Origin of the sequence: Pedobacter sp. PLR (genome assembly GCF_026239675.1) — a bacterium.
GTDB lineage: Bacteria > Bacteroidota > Bacteroidia > Sphingobacteriales > Sphingobacteriaceae > Pedobacter.
Genome location: NZ_JAPIVQ010000004.1, coordinates 438,430 through 456,000 on the forward strand (window position 1 = coordinate 438,430; position 17,571 = coordinate 456,000).

Genomic DNA, 17,571 nt, shown 5'->3' on the forward strand with positions numbered 1-17,571 from the left:
AATCATAGCCTATCAGCTTTCCGGGAATACTATTTTAAAAGTTGTGCCCTCGCCAATTTCAGATTGAATACTGATCTGGATTTGATGATATATGGCAATGCTTTTTACAATGGCGAGTCCTAATCCATAGCCTACGTCTCCTTCCAGATTTGTTTTCATGAAACGGTCAAACACAAAGGGTAAATCCTGTTTTGGGATTCCTATTCCCGTATCCCTGATGGTTATTTCATAAGCATTGTTGCTTAAATGTTTTTCAGTTATGAAGATCTTTCCGTTGTGACGATTAAACTTGATGGCGTTATGTATCAGGTTGAAAAATAGCTGGAACAGCAGATCCTTATTCACGCCTTTCAGGATCACCTCCGGGGAAATATCCAGAAAGATTTGTATGTGTTTTTCTTCTAGTCTATGACTGATTTCTTCAATGATCTCATTAAATAACAGGAGTGGTTTAACCTCTTCTTTTCTGATGTATTGCTCATTTTCAATTCTGGAAATTAACAACAGAGATTTTGTGATATTTTTTAACCTGTCTACGGTTTTCATCATTTCTATAATAGCCATAGCCGATTTTTCATCGAGTGTTTCATCCGCAAGCAGGTTTTCCATTTTATTCTGGAGGATACTGATGGGGGTCATCAGTTCGTGTGAAGCATTGGAAGTAAACTCCCTTTCCTTGTAAAAGGCCTCATTGATCTGGTTCATTAAAAGGATCAGTGATTCATCCAGATATTTAAAATCAGCGGTACTGGTTTGAATCCGCTTTTGTCCGTCTTTAAAGGGAAACCTTCTATTGATCAATTTGCTGCTGATAATTTTTTCCAGTGGGCGGATCAGCATGCGGATAAAGGTCAGGTCAATTAATATCGTTAGAACAATCAGGAAAATCAGCACATACAAGGCAAATCTCTGTAATGGTTTGTTGTACTGATTGATACTTGTTGTCGTTTTACCGATTTCAAGGAGATAATTTTTCCCTTTGTTTTTAAAGGTATAGCTTAAAACTCTATAGTTTAAAGTATCACTTTCAATAAGTCGTTGAGAATCTTTTATGAAATTCATGCTTACTCCTTTATCAACCGGGAGTAAGGCTATAAATTCTTCTTTAAGCATGGTGTAACTACCATAGTTCTGATCACCCTGAAAGTAATAATCCAGACCATTTTTCCCGACAATGCTAAGTACCTGTTTTCTCTGCTGCTTTAAGGTGTAATTGGTGTATTCAGAAGCGATCTGTTTCACCAGGAAGGGCAGTGCCAGCACAAACAACAATACAATCACCAGTTTTGATCCGGTGATGAAAAGGGTAAGTTTAGTAGATAGTTTCATGTTATTTCTTAATTCGGTAGCCTACACCACGTACGGTTTCCAGCCATTCGGTGTTCGCCCATACATTTAATTTTTTACGAATATTCTTAATATGAGCATCGATATAATTGGAGTCATAATCATCATTGACAAAAGTCCCCCAAATGTGTTCGCTTAGCTGAGCACGTGTCAGTACCCGGTTTTTATGGAGGATAAGGTAACTCAGCAGGTCAAATTCTTTGCGGGAAAGTTCGATCTTTTCCTGCCCAAATGTGACCACTCTTTTTGGGAGGTCTATATGGAATTCGCCGATAGCTAATAACTCTTCGGTGATGCTGAATTTCCGTCGGGCAATGGCCTGCATTCTGGATTGCAGTTCTAAAAGGTAAAATGGTTTGGCCAGATAATCATCGGCACCAAGGTCCAGACCGCTAACCCTGTCTTTTAGCTGAGTTCTTGCGGTAATAATGATGTAAGCTGCATCGGGGTTGCTCTGTTTTGCTTTTTTTAAAATCTCCAGTCCATCGCCATCCGGTAAACTTAAATCTATTAATATAAAGTCGTACTTGTTCAGTTCCAGTTGCTCCAGTCCGTTCTTAAATGAATGTGCAATATCACACAGATAAAAGCTCTTTTTCAGAAAAGCCTCCATTTCATAAGCTAATGATTTTTCATCTTCAACGATTAATACCTTCATAGGGAATTAGATTAAAACTGATAGTAAAAAGCGAGACCAAAAAACGATTGCCGGCGTTTTAGCTCAGCTTCAGCCTTAGGCCCAAGAACAGACAACTGGTAACTAAGCTCTGCCAGATAATTTGCGCGGCTTAAGCTAAGCGGTAATTTAAAATTGTATGACAACATATTAAAGCTGTCGGAAGGTACAGTAGTGCTGATCGTTGAATTGGAATTTCCAGGTGAAACAGGGGCTTTACCTTTTCCATTAGCTTTTTCGCGATTGCTTTTTTCTATGGTATAGGTTTCATAAAAATGTCTGGTACCTGCTACCAGTTCTATGGCAGGTTCTAAGGAAAGTGTGTTTTTCTCGTTAAATAAACTACCGATGACAATCTCTTTGGAATGGGTTAGACTTATAAAAATATCATGCTGTTTACCAAAAGCATAATCGGTACTAAGAGAACTTTTGAGCCATGGCCATGCATATTTTACGGATAGATTCACATTGTTTTCATTCGCAGCCTGTAATAGCGGTGAATTTTCAGGGAAAAAAGAGCGTGTATAAGCGATGCCGGTAGAAAACTGATCATTAAAATCATGATCAAAACCAGCTCCGATATCTGTCTCGGATATACCCGATCCATAATTCAGCAGTTTATAGGATCCGCCTGAAAGGTAGAGACCAAGAGGAAATCTTACTGTTGCATTTACGAGTACATAAGGAAGCTTTTCATTGGTAGTCTGCCCATAGTAACTCACATCACTGCTATAAAGCGCAGCTATAGTTACGGTCGTTTTTTTAATACTGTCCTGTTGTGCCAGCACTTTAAAGGAAGTCATGCAAATCAGGAGGAGTAGGGATGTGAATCTCATGGGTTACACACTAGGGTCTTTTAATCCTTGGACGAATAATTTTAATCGGTTTTACTTTAACATTTGGCTTCATTACTACAGGGGGTCTTGTCTGCTTACGTGCTTTAGGTACTTCTCTGATGTCTGGTTTATCAGGTGTCTGTTTGTTAACAGGTTTTTCCTGACTACCAGATTTTTCTTTTTTTTCATCTTGCTGCTGGTCCCTGGCAGGATCTTCTTTTTTTATCGGGACGCCCGCCTGAACTAAAGGTGGCAGCATCAAAATAAAGATAGCGGCTAGTAATGTGTTGAAAATGAATGCTCTGCCCATTAGGTAAATATAAAGAAGTTTGTCATATAAAAGCCGAAGCGTGCTATTGAACTATTGGTCTGTATAATCCTAAACAAATGTCACCGTCGAAGATGAAATTAAGATGAAATTCCGGGCTCAAATAAACTCAGGATTTCATGTTGAATTCATGTTCTCTCCTCAACTTTGAGTAACGAAAATGTTAATATTCACAAAATCTAAAATTATGAGAAAGAGAATTATGTATTCCGGAGTAGCGTTGTTTTTTATGGGACTAGCTATCCTTATCGGATGCAAAAAAGACAATAATGGTTCAGCAAGCGGAACAACTAAAGTCGAAATTAGAATGACCGATGCTCCCGGGGATTTTGATGAGATTAACCTGAGTGTTAAGGAAATCGTACTGTTGTCAGAAGGTAAACCTTATCGCTTTGCGGCAACCTCGAGTATCTTTAATATTCTGGACTTCAGAATTGGAAGCAGTAACCCCGATATTCTGGTAGCTTCAGGAGAAATGCCAAGCGGAGAAATCACTGAAGTAAGACTGGTACTGAACGATTCAGGAAATACTATTGTTGTTGCCGGAGTTTCACAGGCGCTAACCACGCCAAGCGGACAATCTTCGGGCTGGAAAGTGAAGCTTAAAGCGAACCCATCATTGGTACCCGAGGTTACCTATTCATTATTGCTTGATTTTGATGCAGCGAAATCTATTGTAAGTACCGGAAATGGTAAGTATTTGCTTAAACCTGTAGTAAGGGGGATCACAGCGGCTACATCTGGTTTAATATCGGGAACTGTATTGCCATTGTTGAGCCATCCGGAAGTATTGGTTATTGCAGGAACTGATACCGTAGGTACAATTGCAGATCCTTTGAGTGGAAAATTCACTGTTGGTGGACTTGCAGCAGGTAGTTATTCTGTAAAATTTGCTCCTGTAATTGGATACAAAGATAGTACGATTACAAATGTTAATGTATCTCTTGGACAGAACACCAGCTTAGGAGTTGTTACGCTTAAACAATAAATAAAAGACTTATATTTATTTACTAAAGTAACCGACTAACCTTATGAAAAGATTATTTATAACTCTTCTGGTCGCAATTGGACTTATTTCATTGAGATCCTCAGCACAAGTGAGTATAAACGTAAATATCGGATCGCAGCCCTTATGGGGGCCTGTTGGTTACGATCATGTAGATTATTATTATCTCCCTGATGTGGAGAGCTATTATTCTGTACCTAAAAGGCAGTTTATCTATTTTGATAATGGCAGGTGGAATTTTTCAGCATCCTTACCGTCCAGATACAGTGGATATGATCTGTATAATGGATATAAGGTAGTTATCAATTCAAGAGACGCTTATCATAATTTTGATAATGATAGGGTCCGCTATGCAAAATATAAAAAAGTTAAAGGTCAAAAGGCGATTAAATATAGTGATGATCCCCGCTATTATGAGGTTAAAGGCCATCCTCATGGAATGCCACCCGGACAAGCCAAAAAAATGCATTCCAAAGGAATTTCGAAGGGCCATGGGGGCGAAAAGGGTAAAGGGAAACATTAACCTATCTATTAGGTGATAAGGGTGCTATCTGATCAGATAAGCACCCTTTTTTAATTAATATTTATGCTGTTGTCCCGGGGCGAAAGGTTTAGCAGACCTTGATCCGGTTCTTTTCTTTGCTTGTCCAGGGGGGACTTTACCACTATTTCCTGCTGTTCTTGTGGTGTAACATGAGCTTGCGAACATCATGAGTACTACGGCAAATATTAAATAACTGTTTTTCATATCATTTGTTTTAAAAACAGAGTCTAATAACGTGCCAAATACGGGAAAATACCTTTGTAGGTAATTTGATTTAGCTAATTTTAGTAATCTTCCTCTTGCTTATTGATGGTACAATTTCCTTACCTGCTGTTAATCCTGTACGATCAGTATAGTTTAATTCTGCTGGGGATTGACCTACCCATTTACTTTTTCGTCCTTCGATATGTATAACCCCAGCGGCCGGATTAATAGTTAATGTGGTAAACAAGGCATCTTCATAAGGACAAGTGCTGGAAATCCATGCATGGGATTTATGAATTTCTTCCGGATAGCTGTTGTGTTTGTATTCGCTCCCGACCCAAAAATAAGAGGCAGAATTGATATGCACATAATTGATGTTTTTTATAAAAAGCTGGCAATCTATATGCGTATGACCATTTATGGCCAATAGTATTTTATCAGCAGCACTGCTCAAAATATCCTGTATCTCTGCCGCATTATCTACAGCAAGGGCTCCGGCAAGTGGTTGGTGACTAACAATCACAATAGGTTTGTTAATTTCCTTTAATTGTTGTTGTAACCATGTTTTTTGCTCATCATTAATGTAGGAAGGATATCCACCTTTGTGTGTAGGCGAACCTTTATCATTGCCATCTAAAATAATAAAACACACGCCATTTATTTCTTTAGTGTAATACCTTGCAGGCATTTTCCAGTATCTGAGGCATTGTTCTTTGGTGTGTCCTGAGTCGGTATCGTGATTGCCTATCACATGTAGTGCAACCGGATGCGCCTGATTAAATTGGTCAATGAGTGCTTTATTTTTATCATTAGGATACGCAAAATCACCCAGTTGCATGATGAAATCGGGATCAGTTTTTTTCATGTGGCTTAAAAAATCCTGCAGGCGTTCATTGCCATTATGTATTAGATCCTGGTGTAGATCTGTGATCAGTCCTGCTTTGATCAACTTTGCTTTGGATGGAAACATGGCCATCGCCGATTTTGGAATTTGTAAAATAATCCCCGTGGCAAGCAGACCACCTATAAATTTTCTTCTATTCAGTGTTTTCATCATCTTTGAAAAGTGTTTTAAATTACCCGGTTGTTTTTTCGGGGGATAAAAAAGCCAGACGGGAGTATCCCATCCGGCAATTCATTGAGGTAGATTTAAGGCGCTACAGTTACCGTAATTGTCCAATCGCGTATCGTCCCATCTGCGGAGTATAGCCGATATACAAATGGACCTTTAGAAAAATCAGCAATGATACCTGCAGCAGGCGCTCCATTCAGTGGTTCTATTTTTTTAGCAAAGTGAGAAAACCGAATGCCGATCTTTGTCAGATCTGTTCCCTTAACGGCTACAATATTTATAGTGGCCTTTTCTTTATCCAGGACATTTGAAGTTGTGGATATGCCTACATTTTGATAGCCGGTTACGACTTCGTCATAACCCAGCTGATTTTTCACTTCTTCATATTTAAACAATACAGCGGAGCTGAGGGTAGCATTATCACCCCACATGGTATCATCCAGTGCTACACGTGGTTTCATACAGCCTGAAAAAATCAAGAGCGCAATTAGCGGCAGGCCATACCATATATTTTTATGTTTCATTATTTTTAGTTTTATGGATACACGTAAAATGAATTAATTCCAACCCGGATTCTGACTGAGAACCGCATTATTTGTCTGATAAAGCTTGATTTGTTGTAAAGGAACCGCGCTTAAATAATCTCTTGCCGGATTGATATAAAGACCTCTTCCGCCAGTTCTGAAATCTGCTTGCTTAAACCATGGGTTTATTCTTCCATTCGGGAACCTGTCCACATTACTGCCGGTAACCAGGTTAAATTCGCTAAGCATATAACCATCTTTTCTAATCTGGCTGTACAAGGTCTGGTTAGCGCCTTTATCCAGTTCTATCTGACTCGCAGAGCGATTGAAATAATCCAGAGACTCCTGCAATATGGCGCCTTTTGGCTGGTAACCGTTGATTACTTTCTCATAGACCGCCCATCTTTTCAGATCATTCAAACGAAAGCCTTCTAACGCAAATTCTACCGTTCTTTCTCTTCTGATTTCATTCACAATGGCCGGAGAATTAAGGTCAAATCCAAGATCTTCCCGATACGCTGTTGCAGGTAAAGCAGCCATATTTAACGGGGCCATACCAACACGATTTCTAATCACATTTACCGTCTTGTCAATATCAGCCTGACTAATGGTTCCTAAGATTGCTTTAGCTTCTGCCAGCGACAACAGGCTTTCCTCATAGCGCATCAGGATATCATCAGTTTCTCCTTTTGTAGCTTCCTGTGCAAGAACAGCCCCTTTAAAATTCCGGTATCCTGTGGACGTGAAACCGATACTTGTGTATGGCGCCTGACTGGCAATAATCGGATATCTGAAAGGGTCACCATCACCACCACGTCCCGCTAATTGATTGAGTGGACCGCGGTCTGGTGTCCATACCGTTTGTCTGAATCTCGGATCAAGATTTGTGCTCAATTGGTTCAGGGTAGCAGTATAAGTTGCTGAAGGAACCTGTGGCGTACCATCTTTGTTCAAATAGGTATCTGTTAAGTGATCGGTAATCGAAGGACCGGAGTCAAGGATTTTGAAAAAGAAATTGTGGCTAAGAGTAAGCAGCGCCGCATCATAGACTTTGTAAAGAAACACCCCGTCAATATTTGCTGCATTCTTTTGCGCAAAAAGCTGATTATAAGCGTTCATTTTATCGCCAGCTGCGGTAAAAATCTTAGCACCGTGCCTGTTGATCAGCTGCGAAACGGTAGTTTCCACCATCTCCAGAAATTCAGTCCCATTTTTGCCAGGCATCGCATATGGACTCGCTTTTCTGCTGTGATAATACTCCCATGAGCCTTCATATAAGGCCACTCTGGCTTTTAAAGCAAGCGCCGCATCCTTAGTGACCCTGCCGGCAATAGCGCCCTGGCCTTCACCTTTCCAATGCAACTTAGCGATCGCCAGATCCAGGTCTGCGATCACTTGTTTGGCAACCTCATATCTGGAAGCTCTCGGTACAAATAGCTTTTCCGTATCGTTGTCGTTTAGTAATTCCGTAATGATCGGGGCAGCACCGAAATTTCTCAGCAGTCTGAAATAGTCCCAGGCACGGAAAAAATACCCCTCGCCAATGTAATGACTGGCGGCCTCTGTCTTTTCCGAATTGAGGTTCGCATAATAAAGAAAATAGTTGTCAGACCTGATATTGGCATAACTTCCAGACCAATTGTCGTCCGCTTCGGCAGGGACAGAATTTGAATCCCATCGGTACAAACTACCGGTCACCGTGGTCTGTACAATCATCATGTCCGTATTGGCATCCATGGCCAGATTACTGTTTCCACCGCCGGTAGTACCGGTGCCACCCTGTGTATTGTATTGAGGAGCCAGACGGCCATAGAATCCGTTCACAAAGATTTGAAGATCGGATGCGGTTTTAAAGAAATTAGTGGAATTTACGGAGTCCAACGGACTTTTATCCAAAAAACCTTTTTTGCAAGCCACAAGATTCATCACCAAAAATAGGGTGAATATCATCTTGCCTGGTTTACTGAAGTAAGCTTTCATCTCGTTTATATTTTGGTATAATTGATAGATTAGTTTATAAGGTAATGTTTAGTCCAAGTGAATAGTAGCGTAAGGGCGGATAATTGTTTATACCGCTTTTCAATAACTCAGGATCATATTTTATAAATGATTTATTGTAGATGAATCCCAGGTTTTCTCCGCTGAAATAAATGCTGGCTCTTTTGATTTTAGCTTTATTTAGCCAGGTTTGAGGGATATCATAACCCAGTGTGATATTCCTGATCCTAAGATTTGCCAGATTTAACATATACTTATTCGTTGCCGATCCTCTTCCGGTATTGAAAGCAGGGAAAAAAGCATCGGTATTACCCGGGTTCCAATAACCTAATTTCGTGCTTTCTTCAAAAGCAGGGGTATAGAAATAAGCAAGATCAGCACCTGCACGCGTACCCCATACCCATTCTGTGCTGTTGTAAACACGCCAATGCATCACACCTTCCAGCACTGCTGAGAAAAAGAAATTGTTCCAGGAAACTGTAGGAAGGATCGAATAACTCTTACGTGGGTAGTCAAATCCATCCTTAATTACGTCACCGCGACTATACCAAAATCCACCGTTCCCGGAATTGATATAGCCATCACCATTTTTGTCGTTGTACATGATATACCCGGGGTAGTTATAAGTTCCGGTTAAGGTTCCTTTATTGAGGTCGCCGGTATTCTGAGCAATCTGGGTCACATCATACACGTAATTCTGACCAAATTGCTCACCTTTTGTCCAGACTCCACTCATTATACCGGATTTATTTTCCGCATACTCCGTCACATAACCGATGTAATCACTGATGTTAAATTTCAGGGAGTAAGCCAATGGTTTATGCGCTACCTGGAACTGATCATTCCAGCCGATAGAAAGCTCCCATCCACGGGTTTCTGAAACAGAATTGTTTAAACTTGGCGCGCCTGTGCCCAATACCTGTGGCAATGGATTAGGTGGCCCGATCTGATCTTTTACGGTTCTCTGGTACCAATCATAGCTCAGGTTTAATCTTCTCCTAAAGGCAGAAATATCCAGACCCAGATTGATGACAGTAGGTTTCGCCCAGGTCAATGTGGAACTTACCAATCCAGGAGGACTGGCGACATTCGAATAACCACCGTTTAACAGCGTACTTTTATTCACCGAAAAGCCAAGCGTAGGCAAGTAAGTATAGTAATTGCTGGCACCCACGGAAGTTAAATCTCCTGACGTTGACCAGGAAGCACGTGGCTTGAATTCTGAAATTAGCTTTTTCAATGGAAAGAAATCTTCTTTCGCAGCATTCCAGGCTACAGAAGCAGAAGGGAAGAAGCTCCAGCGGGATTCCGGTGAAAAGCGTGAACTGGCATCTTTTCGTCCCGCAAATTTGACCATATATTTCTCCATGAAATCATAGGTCACCACACCATAGAATCCCAAAGTACTCCATTCGTACATGCTATCATTTGCCTGTTGATTATTGGCTGCACCATTTAGGGCAAGAATTACATCCTGAGCAAACAGGTCTGTGCGGCTACCGGTTAATGATCTGTAATCATTTTCCTCGGCCTGCATCCCAAATTGAGCTAGTAAATGATGCTTGTCTGCAAAGGACCGGTTATACTGTGCGCTTAATTTTGACATCTGATATTCCTGTATTCCATTTGTTTTGGAGATACTGCTCACATTGGCGGTACGATTGTTCGGGATTTTAGTGCCATCAGGCAGTTCTGTGTAAGCAATCTTATCTACCCTTTGATACTCGGTGTAACTTTGTCTTCTGGAATAGTCTGCATTGATTTCAAAGTATTTGAAGGGTCTGATCGTCGTTCCTCCACTAAGTACAATTTCGTTTCTCCTGTTATTGATGAGTCCACCTTCTCCCATGATACCTGCAGCGCCCAATATCCAGGAATAAGCATTTCCGGAAGGTACCCTCAGCGGAGTTGCAAAATACTGCATCATGCTGGCGAAGATGGTTTCATAGTTGGCTATCGAACCACCGCCAGACAGGTAATTTGGTCCCTGGTTTTCTTGTCTCACATAATTCACATCAGTCCTGAAATCTAACCAGTCGGCAGCTTTGTAGTTGAGCTTGGTTTGAAAATTATATCGCTTGTTGTAATTGAAATCACCCTTAAGCAGGCCTTTAGTATCATTATACCCGAAGCTGGAGAAATAGCGGATTTTATCTGTACCTCCATTAAAATTCAGGTTGTGCTGCTGACTGAAATCGTTCTTTTTAAAATACGCATCATACAGTTTTGTGGTCGCAAAAGACTGCTCTCTGGTCCAGTTCTTAAAGCCTGCATTGGTGGTCGGGAATTGCCCGTTTTCAATATATTGCTGCGCCTTATCTCCGAATTGGGTCCTTAACGCATCAAATGCAGGATTAGTCCAGTCTTTTGCCAACCAGGCCTCCATTCTGGCAATGGTGAGGGCATCTACACCATCAGTTCCGGTGCCATTTGGCTGTCCATTTTTGGAAGCAATGTTGATGTAACGCGCCCAGTCCGGAGAGTTAGGTTGGGTAGGGGCGAGCACCATAGTTCCGATTTTTGTATTTGCAGAATAGCTCACTGATGCTTTACCTTCTTTGCCACTTTTAGTGGTAATCAGTAGGACCCCATAAGGTGCTCTGGAACCGTAAATAGCGGAAGCCGCACCATCTTTTAATAAGGAAATACTTTCCACATCATTGGGATTAACATCCTGAATCGGTCTTTCTATCCCATCAACTAAGATCAACGGGGAGCCATTGCTATTGATAGAGGTAAAGCCGCGGATGTTAATGGAAGGATTTGCCTCAGGAGCTCCACTCGACATTCTGATATTCAGTCCGGGAGCCAGGCCAATTAATCCATCTGCAACTGTTCGTATCGGTCTGTTCGCTAACTTATCGCCGCTAATGGTTTCCACAGCATCCGTGAGACTGCTTTTTTTAACTTTACCGTAGGCTGTTACCACGATTTCATTCAGTTCAGCCGGAGATGGAGTCAGTGTGATGGTTAAATCCTGACCTGAACTTACTTTAACTTCTCTGGATACATATCCGAGGTAAGAAGCGACAAGCATGGCGTTTTCTTTCACATTGCGCAGTCTGAATTTACCATCAGCATCACTGATAGTACCCTGTTTTTCTCCTTTTACTTTTATGGTAGCCCCTGGAATAGCCTTGCCGTTTTCATCTACAACTCTTCCGGAAACATCTATCGTCATTTCAATGATAGACTTTGGGAAGGATATAGACCATGGCTTTTCTTTCACAATGATGGAATTGCTCTTGATGGCAAAAGTCAGGTTCTGATTTTCAAATACCTTCGTTAACACCTTTAGAAATTCTTCATCATTCACTTGAATATTTACGGGCTTGGCATTTTTCAACATCGATTCCGTAACTAAAAAATCATATCCTGTCTGCGTTCTTATCTTTTCAAAGACCCTGGTCAGGGGCGCATTTTTTTCAGATAAGGTAATTTTTTGTGCAAATGAATTTGCGCTTAACTGTAAGATCACTGTGGTTAATAGTAAAATGGTCAGTTTCATAACCAATAGTAGTTTATTTACGCCTCTGGGGAGAGTGCATAAGTTTGGTTTCCAAATTTTGTACATTTGTTTAGTTTGGTTTTAGCGTTTGCCTATTCATTGTCGAGATGCCTGGCAATACGCAGTTAAAGATTAATTGTTAAATTATTCTGATTTTCCAGACCTGGCCAGGATTTCGATTAGCGTCGATTCCTGGCTTTCCTGGATTTTTGAAATGTAGCTTTACTTCATAACCAAAATCCTCCTTCCTTCAATTTTAAAGTGAACAGCATTTGTTTCCTCCAACATTTCCAGTACCTGATTTATATTTTTAGCTCTTGAACTGGTTCCGCTAAACTTCTCCTCAGTAATCTTTCCCTTAAATTCGACACTCACATCATACCATCTGGATATCTTGCTCATGATGCTTTCAATACCTTCGTGGTCAAATCTGAAATAACCGTTCTTCCAGGCAATAGCCGCTTCCGTATTTGCCTCAGTAATTGCAATGCTTTCATTTTTCGAGACCTCTGCCTGCTGACCTGGTTTAAGTAGTACCATGTTTTTTAAAACCAACACTCTTACACTTCCTTCCAGTAAGGTGGTTCGCTGTAGACCTTCTTCTTTATAACTGTTGATGTTGAAATGCGTTCCCAGGACCTCCACAGTCTGACCATTACTAACCACCCTGAAAGGAAGTTTCTTATTTTTGGCAACCTCAAAGTAAGCCTCTCCCTGCAGCTCAACCCTACGTTCCCCGGCCTTGAACGCTACCGGGTATTTTAATCTGGATGCAGCATTCAGCCAAACTTCAGTTCCATCTGGAAGCGTTACCTGGTACTGCCCACCTCTTGGAGTCTCTATGATATTGTCACCATCGGCTGGTACAGCTGATGCTGCGTGACTATAAGTCAATTGACCATTGGCTGTTTTTGTAATTAATACGGAACCCTGACTGGCCACTTTACCTGTATGCTTGTCGTCCAGGACAACTTTAGATCCGTCAGCCAGGATCAACATGGCTTTATTACCTCCGGATACAATAGGATGCTTATGCTGGATTGCTGTTTGTGGGAGCTCTTCCCTTTTAGGTGTAAAGAATAAAATCCCAATCGTTAGACAAAATAAAACGGCAGCAGCCACTGAAGCCTGGGGTAAGAAAGGTTTAATTGAAGAAAGCTTTACTGATTTTTTGGATACCGGAGCTACCTGGTAAATCGCCTGAAGTATGGCTTCACTTTTTCCCGGATCAATATCCACTTCCGTTTTTGGTGTTTGATAGGCCTTAAAGAGCAAAACTTTAACCAGTTCTTCATGTTCAGACAATGCCATTAAATAGGACATTTCCTCCATTTGTTCGGGAGTAGCTTTCTGATTCATTGAAAGCTCAAATAAATATTCAAGTCTGGTTACGTTCATAAAAAAATATCCACTAAATAAATGCAGGCAGTATCAAAATACCTGGTTTAAAAAAGGATAGACAATAACAAAAAGACTTTGGGGGGTAAGGCTTAAAAATATTTTGAAGAAAAATATAGCCCGATGATTAAAGGAGCATCTTTCAGTTGGGCCATACAAAAGGCACGGACACTCCTCATCGCCTGATCCAGGTTCCATTTCACTGTTTCAGGAGAAACATTTAGCGCCAGCGCAGCCTCATCGCGTTTCATTTCCTGTTCCTTGATCAATTGATAGGTAAGTTTCTGCTTTGGTGGGAGCCGCTCGATCGCCTGCCTTAAAATATGCTCAAACTCTTTATCCTGAGTCAGGTAATCTGTAGGCGGGTAATAAATCGATTCTTTGGCCGCAAGAAGTAGTTTCTTCTTCTCATTTTGAGCTTGTTTAATGGAATTATAAGTCAGGTTCCTTGCAATGGTATATAACCAGCCCATAAAATTCTCCAAATCAGGAAGTATTTCACGATTAATCCAAACCTTTAAAAAAGTATCCTGAAGAATTTCCTCTGCTGTCCATTCGTTTGCAGTAATTCTCAATGCAGTAGTATAAATATTTGCCCGGTGCTTATCAAACAATAAACGGAATGACTGTTCGTCACCGCTCGCTACGCTCGTCAGTAGTGACAGATCATCATTTGAATTCCTGGTTTTCATGTTACCCTCCCTGTTTTGTTAAAAGTATGAATGTTTAGGCATACTAAACAAATCTGTGTATTTTTTTAGTAAAAACAGTACTAATGGAAAAATAAAAAAGAGGCATCAGGTTAATGGTTGTTGGTTCATCTTTGGAATTGTATCTAAATTTAATATTTTGATAATAAGTAGGTTACATTGATGTTTCTGGGCTGGGCCCAGGGTGTTCGCAGCGAAGGTTATTAAGCCTTATGCTCAATTGTATCTGCTAAAAATCAGACTTATACTGTCTCAAAAACTGTAAATATTTTCGGCAATATTATTGAAACGCACAAGGATAGCAGTGGGAGAGATGCTGTTGTGATCAAACATTCGACTAATATTTTTGGAAAAAAGATAAAAAATGTGACCGGTCCGGGCGGTAAACAGATAAAGACGGTAAGTAAATCCAGGTATATATTCGGAAATGAGGTGGTAGAAATTTATGATGGAAAAAGAACGGTTATTCATCAGGATGGACGGGAGTTGTTAGCTGTTGGGAGCGATGAGAATCCTGAGTTAATGAATCTAATCATCAAATTGATGCAAGAGACAAGGCATTGAGGCTTTAGGGAAACAGACCGGTATTTTCGCTTGTACCGATATCCTACCTGAGTTCATTATAGTTCGACAAAAAACAGTTATCTATGCTAAGCTGTTATTAGAGGAAATTGCTTAATCATTATTGTTTTAATCATCTCTAATTATTGAACGAATGTCTGATAAATTGTTTCATACCGTACCTATGGTTACGGATGAAGAGTTACGGGAATTGGCCATATTTAATGATACAATAACGCCTTATTCTAAGTATAAAACACTCCATATCCTGTTTGAAGAGCAAGTATTGATCAGTCCTGATCATGTAGCTTTGCGGTTGGGTAGTAAGTTGTTAACTTATAGAGAGTTAAATGCCCGCGCTAATCAACTGGCGAGGAAAATTATGGAATCAGGTGTACATCCCGGTGATAATATCGGATTGCTTACCGGGCGAAATTTTGAAATGATTATTGGGATGTATGCGATACTTAAAGCGGGTGGAGCCTATGTGCCTGTTGATCCTGATTACCCAATCGAAAGGCAACAATATATCCTTTCAAACTCTGCGGTAAGTTTATTGTTAACTGATGCGATCCATCCGGTAAATGTGTTGATTCCAGATTTAAAGTCTTTAATTATCAGTAATTTATCAATAGCTGATTACAGCCCGGACAACCTGAATCTATCTATTGACAGTAAGCAATTGGCTTATACGATTTATACCTCAGGCTCAACCGGTAAACCTAAAGGGGTTATGATTGAGCATCATGCGGTCATAAACCTCATTCAATGGGTAAATAAGCGTTTTGACGTTGGATCAAATGATCGTCTGCTTTTCATCACCTCCATGTGTTTTGATCTTTCTGTGTATGATATATTTGGAATCTTATCTGCCGGTGGATCAGTAGTGATTGCAGAACAGCTACAGGTAAATGATTTCAATCAATTGCTGCACATGCTCCAACACTATCAGATAACTTTTTGGAATTCGGTACCTTCTACACTCGATTATCTGATTAGAGAACTGGAGTCAACGGATAATGACTATAAACAACATGATTTAAGGTTGGTGTTTTTGAGTGGAGATTGGATCCCAATGAGTTTGCCGGACAGAATTAAGCAGTTTTTTCCAGCAGCTGGTGTAATCAGTCTGGGCGGGGCCACGGAAGCTACAGTATGGTCGAACTATTTCCCCATCGAGAAAATGGAGGTTAACTGGAATAGTATTCCCTATGGCAGGCCTATTGCAAATAACTTCTTTTACATTCTTAATGACCAATTGCAACAGGTGCCAATTGGTGAAATAGGGGAATTATTCATAGGTGGTGTAGGTGTCGCTCGTGGTTACGCAAACAATGCTGAAAAAACGGCAGTATCTTTCCTGACAGATCCCTTTAATAAGAAAGCTGGTGGATTCATGTACCGGACAGGGGATCAGGGGCGCATGTTACCTGGCATGAACATGGAGTTTCTTGGCAGAAAAGATGATCAGGTTAAAATTCATGGATTTAGAGTAGAGCTTGGAGAAATTGAGCATTTACTGAATCAATCGCTGGATTTAAAAGGCGCGGTAGTACTCGCAAAAAAAAATAGAACCGGTCAGAAGGATTTGATTTGTTTTGTAGTTCCTGTCAAAAAGTTCGATAAGCATGCCATCATAGATTATTTAAAGCTGAAGTTACCAGATTATATGATTCCTGCGATATGGCTGGACTTGCAAAATCTTCCCCTGAATATTAATGGTAAGATTGATAGAAAAGCTTTATTGGATATGGAAATTCCAGAGGAGGTCTCCAGGTCACATACACAGGCCGTTACTCCACTCGAAAAAATAATGGTTACCATTTGGGAAGATGTTTTTTGCAAAGAAAATATTGGTATTGAGGATGATTTTTTTGAACTGGGAGGACATTCTCTTATGGCGCTTCATATTATGTCTCAGTTTGAACGGCAAACCGGGACAAAACTTCCCGCTGAAAGGTTATTTAAAAACCCAACTATTTCGTCTTTATTAGCCTCTATAACTGATCAGGATGAGCTGAAGAAATCGCAATCGCTTGTTCCTATCAAAACTACCGGAAGTAAAATGCCTTTATACATCATACATGGGGACGGCCTCTATGTATTGAGTTTTAAAGATCTTGCAAAACATGTAGATGCCGAACAGCCCTTGTATGGTCTGCAGCCAGCTGACCTGAATGGAGTTAACCATCAGATCGAAACCATGGCTGATATCGCTGGCCATTATGTTGATGAAATTATAGAACATAATCCCAATGGGCCTTATGCTATAGCAGGTTATTCTTTTGGGGGATATGTGGCGATAGAAATGGCCAGGCAATTCGCTTCCCTTGGAAAAGAAGTGAAGCTGCTCGGGATTTTTGATACAGATGCAGAAAATGTCTTTTATGCCAAGTCATGGCGGGTAAATTACCCGAAGAAAATTAAGCGACAATTTCCTAAACTGCTCTGGATTTTAAAATCCTTTATGAAGGAGCCTGGAAGTACAATAAACTACCAATCTAACTTATTTTTAAAAAGGATGAAAAAGTTGATGTATAGGTTAGGCTTACAGAAAGATCCCAAAAAAGAAGGGGTTTACAGTCATATCAACGTGATCAATCAAAAACATCAGGATGCTTTTAAAGCGTATAACATGGTGCCATTTAACCATATGGTTCATCTTTTTAAAGCTAAAGACCGGGTCTACTTTGTCGATGATTTTAAAACCCTGAGCTGGAAGAAATATGCCATAAAAGGTGTGAAAGTTATTGATGTCCAGGGAGATCATGCCACCATGCTACACGAGCCCAATGCCCGGGGATTTGGGGAGAAATTACAGGAAGCATTAAATAATTGTTAATTGATTACGCTAACGCT

14 protein-coding genes are annotated in these 17,571 nt (G+C 40.4%); 3 read left to right on the forward strand and 11 right to left on the reverse strand.

Annotation, left to right across the window (positions count from 1 at the left end; translation table 11 throughout):
* Nucleotides 1–12: 12 nt before the first annotated feature.
* From OQX61_RS12450 to OQX61_RS12465, 4 genes are read right to left on the reverse strand one after another with little or no spacing between them, the layout of a single operon-like run.
* On the reverse strand, nt 13–1,329 hold the full coding sequence (locus tag OQX61_RS12450) for a HAMP domain-containing sensor histidine kinase (protein WP_265842029.1): 1,317 nt from the start codon (nt 1,327–1,329) through the stop codon (nt 13–15).
* Between the two features lies 1 nt (nt 1,330).
* Nucleotides 1,331–2,005 carry a response regulator transcription factor gene (locus OQX61_RS12455; protein ID WP_265842030.1) on the reverse strand — a complete coding sequence of 225 codons (675 nt, stop codon included), beginning with the start codon at nt 2,003–2,005 and terminating at the stop codon, nt 1,331–1,333.
* 11 nt (nt 2,006–2,016) lie between these two features.
* A complete protein-coding gene (locus tag OQX61_RS12460) occupies nt 2,017–2,859 on the reverse strand; it encodes a hypothetical protein (RefSeq protein ID WP_265842031.1) in 843 nt (280 codons plus the stop codon).
* A 10-nt stretch (nt 2,860–2,869) separates the two neighbouring features.
* Complete coding sequence (locus OQX61_RS12465) at nt 2,870–3,169, reverse strand: hypothetical protein (protein WP_265842032.1); 300 nt, start codon at nt 3,167–3,169, stop codon at nt 2,870–2,872.
* Between the two features lie 205 nt (nt 3,170–3,374).
* Between OQX61_RS12465 and OQX61_RS12470 the strand changes: the two genes are divergently transcribed.
* Nucleotides 3,375–4,175 (forward strand): DUF4382 domain-containing protein, encoded by an 801-nt coding sequence (locus OQX61_RS12470; protein ID WP_265842033.1) that lies wholly within the window; start codon nt 3,375–3,377, stop codon nt 4,173–4,175.
* A 43-nt stretch (nt 4,176–4,218) separates the two neighbouring features.
* Complete coding sequence (locus OQX61_RS12475) at nt 4,219–4,716, forward strand: hypothetical protein (protein WP_265842034.1); 498 nt, start codon at nt 4,219–4,221, stop codon at nt 4,714–4,716.
* Nucleotides 4,717–4,770: 54 nt separating this feature from the next.
* On the opposite strand, the gene OQX61_RS12480 is transcribed toward OQX61_RS12475, so the two are convergent.
* The 7 genes from OQX61_RS12480 to OQX61_RS12510 all read right to left on the reverse strand — a co-directional run bounded on the left by OQX61_RS12480 (nt 4,771) and on the right by OQX61_RS12510 (nt 14,133).
* Nucleotides 4,771–4,941: a quinol oxidase subunit 4 gene (locus tag OQX61_RS12480; RefSeq protein ID WP_265842035.1), complete on the reverse strand. Its 171-nt coding sequence runs from the start codon at nt 4,939–4,941 to the stop codon at nt 4,771–4,773.
* Between the two features lie 70 nt (nt 4,942–5,011).
* Nucleotides 5,012–5,998, reverse strand: coding sequence for a metallophosphoesterase (locus tag OQX61_RS12485; protein ID WP_265842036.1), 987 nt, complete (start codon nt 5,996–5,998; stop codon nt 5,012–5,014).
* Between the two features lie 92 nt (nt 5,999–6,090).
* Nucleotides 6,091–6,537 carry a hypothetical protein gene (locus OQX61_RS12490; protein ID WP_265842037.1) on the reverse strand — a complete coding sequence of 149 codons (447 nt, stop codon included), beginning with the start codon at nt 6,535–6,537 and terminating at the stop codon, nt 6,091–6,093.
* Between the two features lie 33 nt (nt 6,538–6,570).
* On the reverse strand, nt 6,571–8,517 hold the full coding sequence (locus tag OQX61_RS12495) for a RagB/SusD family nutrient uptake outer membrane protein (protein ID WP_265842039.1): 1,947 nt from the start codon (nt 8,515–8,517) through the stop codon (nt 6,571–6,573).
* A gap of 34 nt (nt 8,518–8,551) precedes the next feature.
* Complete coding sequence (locus OQX61_RS12500) at nt 8,552–12,043, reverse strand: SusC/RagA family TonB-linked outer membrane protein (RefSeq protein WP_265842040.1); 3,492 nt, start codon at nt 12,041–12,043, stop codon at nt 8,552–8,554.
* Between the two features lie 222 nt (nt 12,044–12,265).
* Nucleotides 12,266–13,402 (reverse strand): FecR family protein, encoded by a 1,137-nt coding sequence (locus tag OQX61_RS12505; protein ID WP_265842041.1) that lies wholly within the window; start codon nt 13,400–13,402, stop codon nt 12,266–12,268.
* Between the two features lie 131 nt (nt 13,403–13,533).
* On the reverse strand, nt 13,534–14,133 hold the full coding sequence (locus OQX61_RS12510; protein ID WP_265842043.1) for a sigma-70 family RNA polymerase sigma factor: 600 nt from the start codon (nt 14,131–14,133) through the stop codon (nt 13,534–13,536).
* A gap of 733 nt (nt 14,134–14,866) precedes the next feature.
* Between OQX61_RS12510 and OQX61_RS12515 the strand changes: the two genes are divergently transcribed.
* Nucleotides 14,867–17,554 carry an amino acid adenylation domain-containing protein gene (locus OQX61_RS12515; RefSeq protein WP_265842044.1) on the forward strand — a complete coding sequence of 896 codons (2,688 nt, stop codon included), beginning with the start codon at nt 14,867–14,869 and terminating at the stop codon, nt 17,552–17,554.
* The last annotated feature ends 17 nt before the right edge of the window (nt 17,555–17,571 follow it).

What these genes read in the sequence shown, in the direction of transcription:
- OQX61_RS12450 (WP_265842029.1), bottom strand. Translation starts at nt 1,329, where the DNA reads ATGAAACTATCTACTAAACTTACCCTTTTCATCACCGGATCAAAACTG.
- OQX61_RS12455 (WP_265842030.1), bottom strand. Translation starts at nt 2,005, where the DNA reads ATGAAGGTATTAATCGTTGAAGATGAAAAATCATTAGCTTATGAAATG.
- OQX61_RS12460 (WP_265842031.1), bottom strand. Translation starts at nt 2,859, where the DNA reads ATGAGATTCACATCCCTACTCCTCCTGATTTGCATGACTTCCTTTAAA.
- OQX61_RS12465 (WP_265842032.1), bottom strand. Translation starts at nt 3,169, where the DNA reads ATGGGCAGAGCATTCATTTTCAACACATTACTAGCCGCTATCTTTATT.
- OQX61_RS12470 (WP_265842033.1), top strand. Translation starts at nt 3,375, where the DNA reads ATGAGAAAGAGAATTATGTATTCCGGAGTAGCGTTGTTTTTTATGGGA.
- OQX61_RS12475 (WP_265842034.1), top strand. Translation starts at nt 4,219, where the DNA reads ATGAAAAGATTATTTATAACTCTTCTGGTCGCAATTGGACTTATTTCA.
- OQX61_RS12480 (WP_265842035.1), bottom strand. Translation starts at nt 4,941, where the DNA reads ATGAAAAACAGTTATTTAATATTTGCCGTAGTACTCATGATGTTCGCA.
- OQX61_RS12485 (WP_265842036.1), bottom strand. Translation starts at nt 5,998, where the DNA reads ATGATGAAAACACTGAATAGAAGAAAATTTATAGGTGGTCTGCTTGCC.
- OQX61_RS12490 (WP_265842037.1), bottom strand. Translation starts at nt 6,537, where the DNA reads ATGAAACATAAAAATATATGGTATGGCCTGCCGCTAATTGCGCTCTTG.
- OQX61_RS12495 (WP_265842039.1), bottom strand. Translation starts at nt 8,517, where the DNA reads ATGAAAGCTTACTTCAGTAAACCAGGCAAGATGATATTCACCCTATTT.
- OQX61_RS12500 (WP_265842040.1), bottom strand. Translation starts at nt 12,043, where the DNA reads ATGAAACTGACCATTTTACTATTAACCACAGTGATCTTACAGTTAAGC.
- OQX61_RS12505 (WP_265842041.1), bottom strand. Translation starts at nt 13,402, where the DNA reads ATGAATCAGAAAGCTACTCCCGAACAAATGGAGGAAATGTCCTATTTA.
- OQX61_RS12510 (WP_265842043.1), bottom strand. Translation starts at nt 14,133, where the DNA reads ATGAAAACCAGGAATTCAAATGATGATCTGTCACTACTGACGAGCGTA.
- OQX61_RS12515 (WP_265842044.1), top strand. Translation starts at nt 14,867, where the DNA reads ATGTCTGATAAATTGTTTCATACCGTACCTATGGTTACGGATGAAGAG.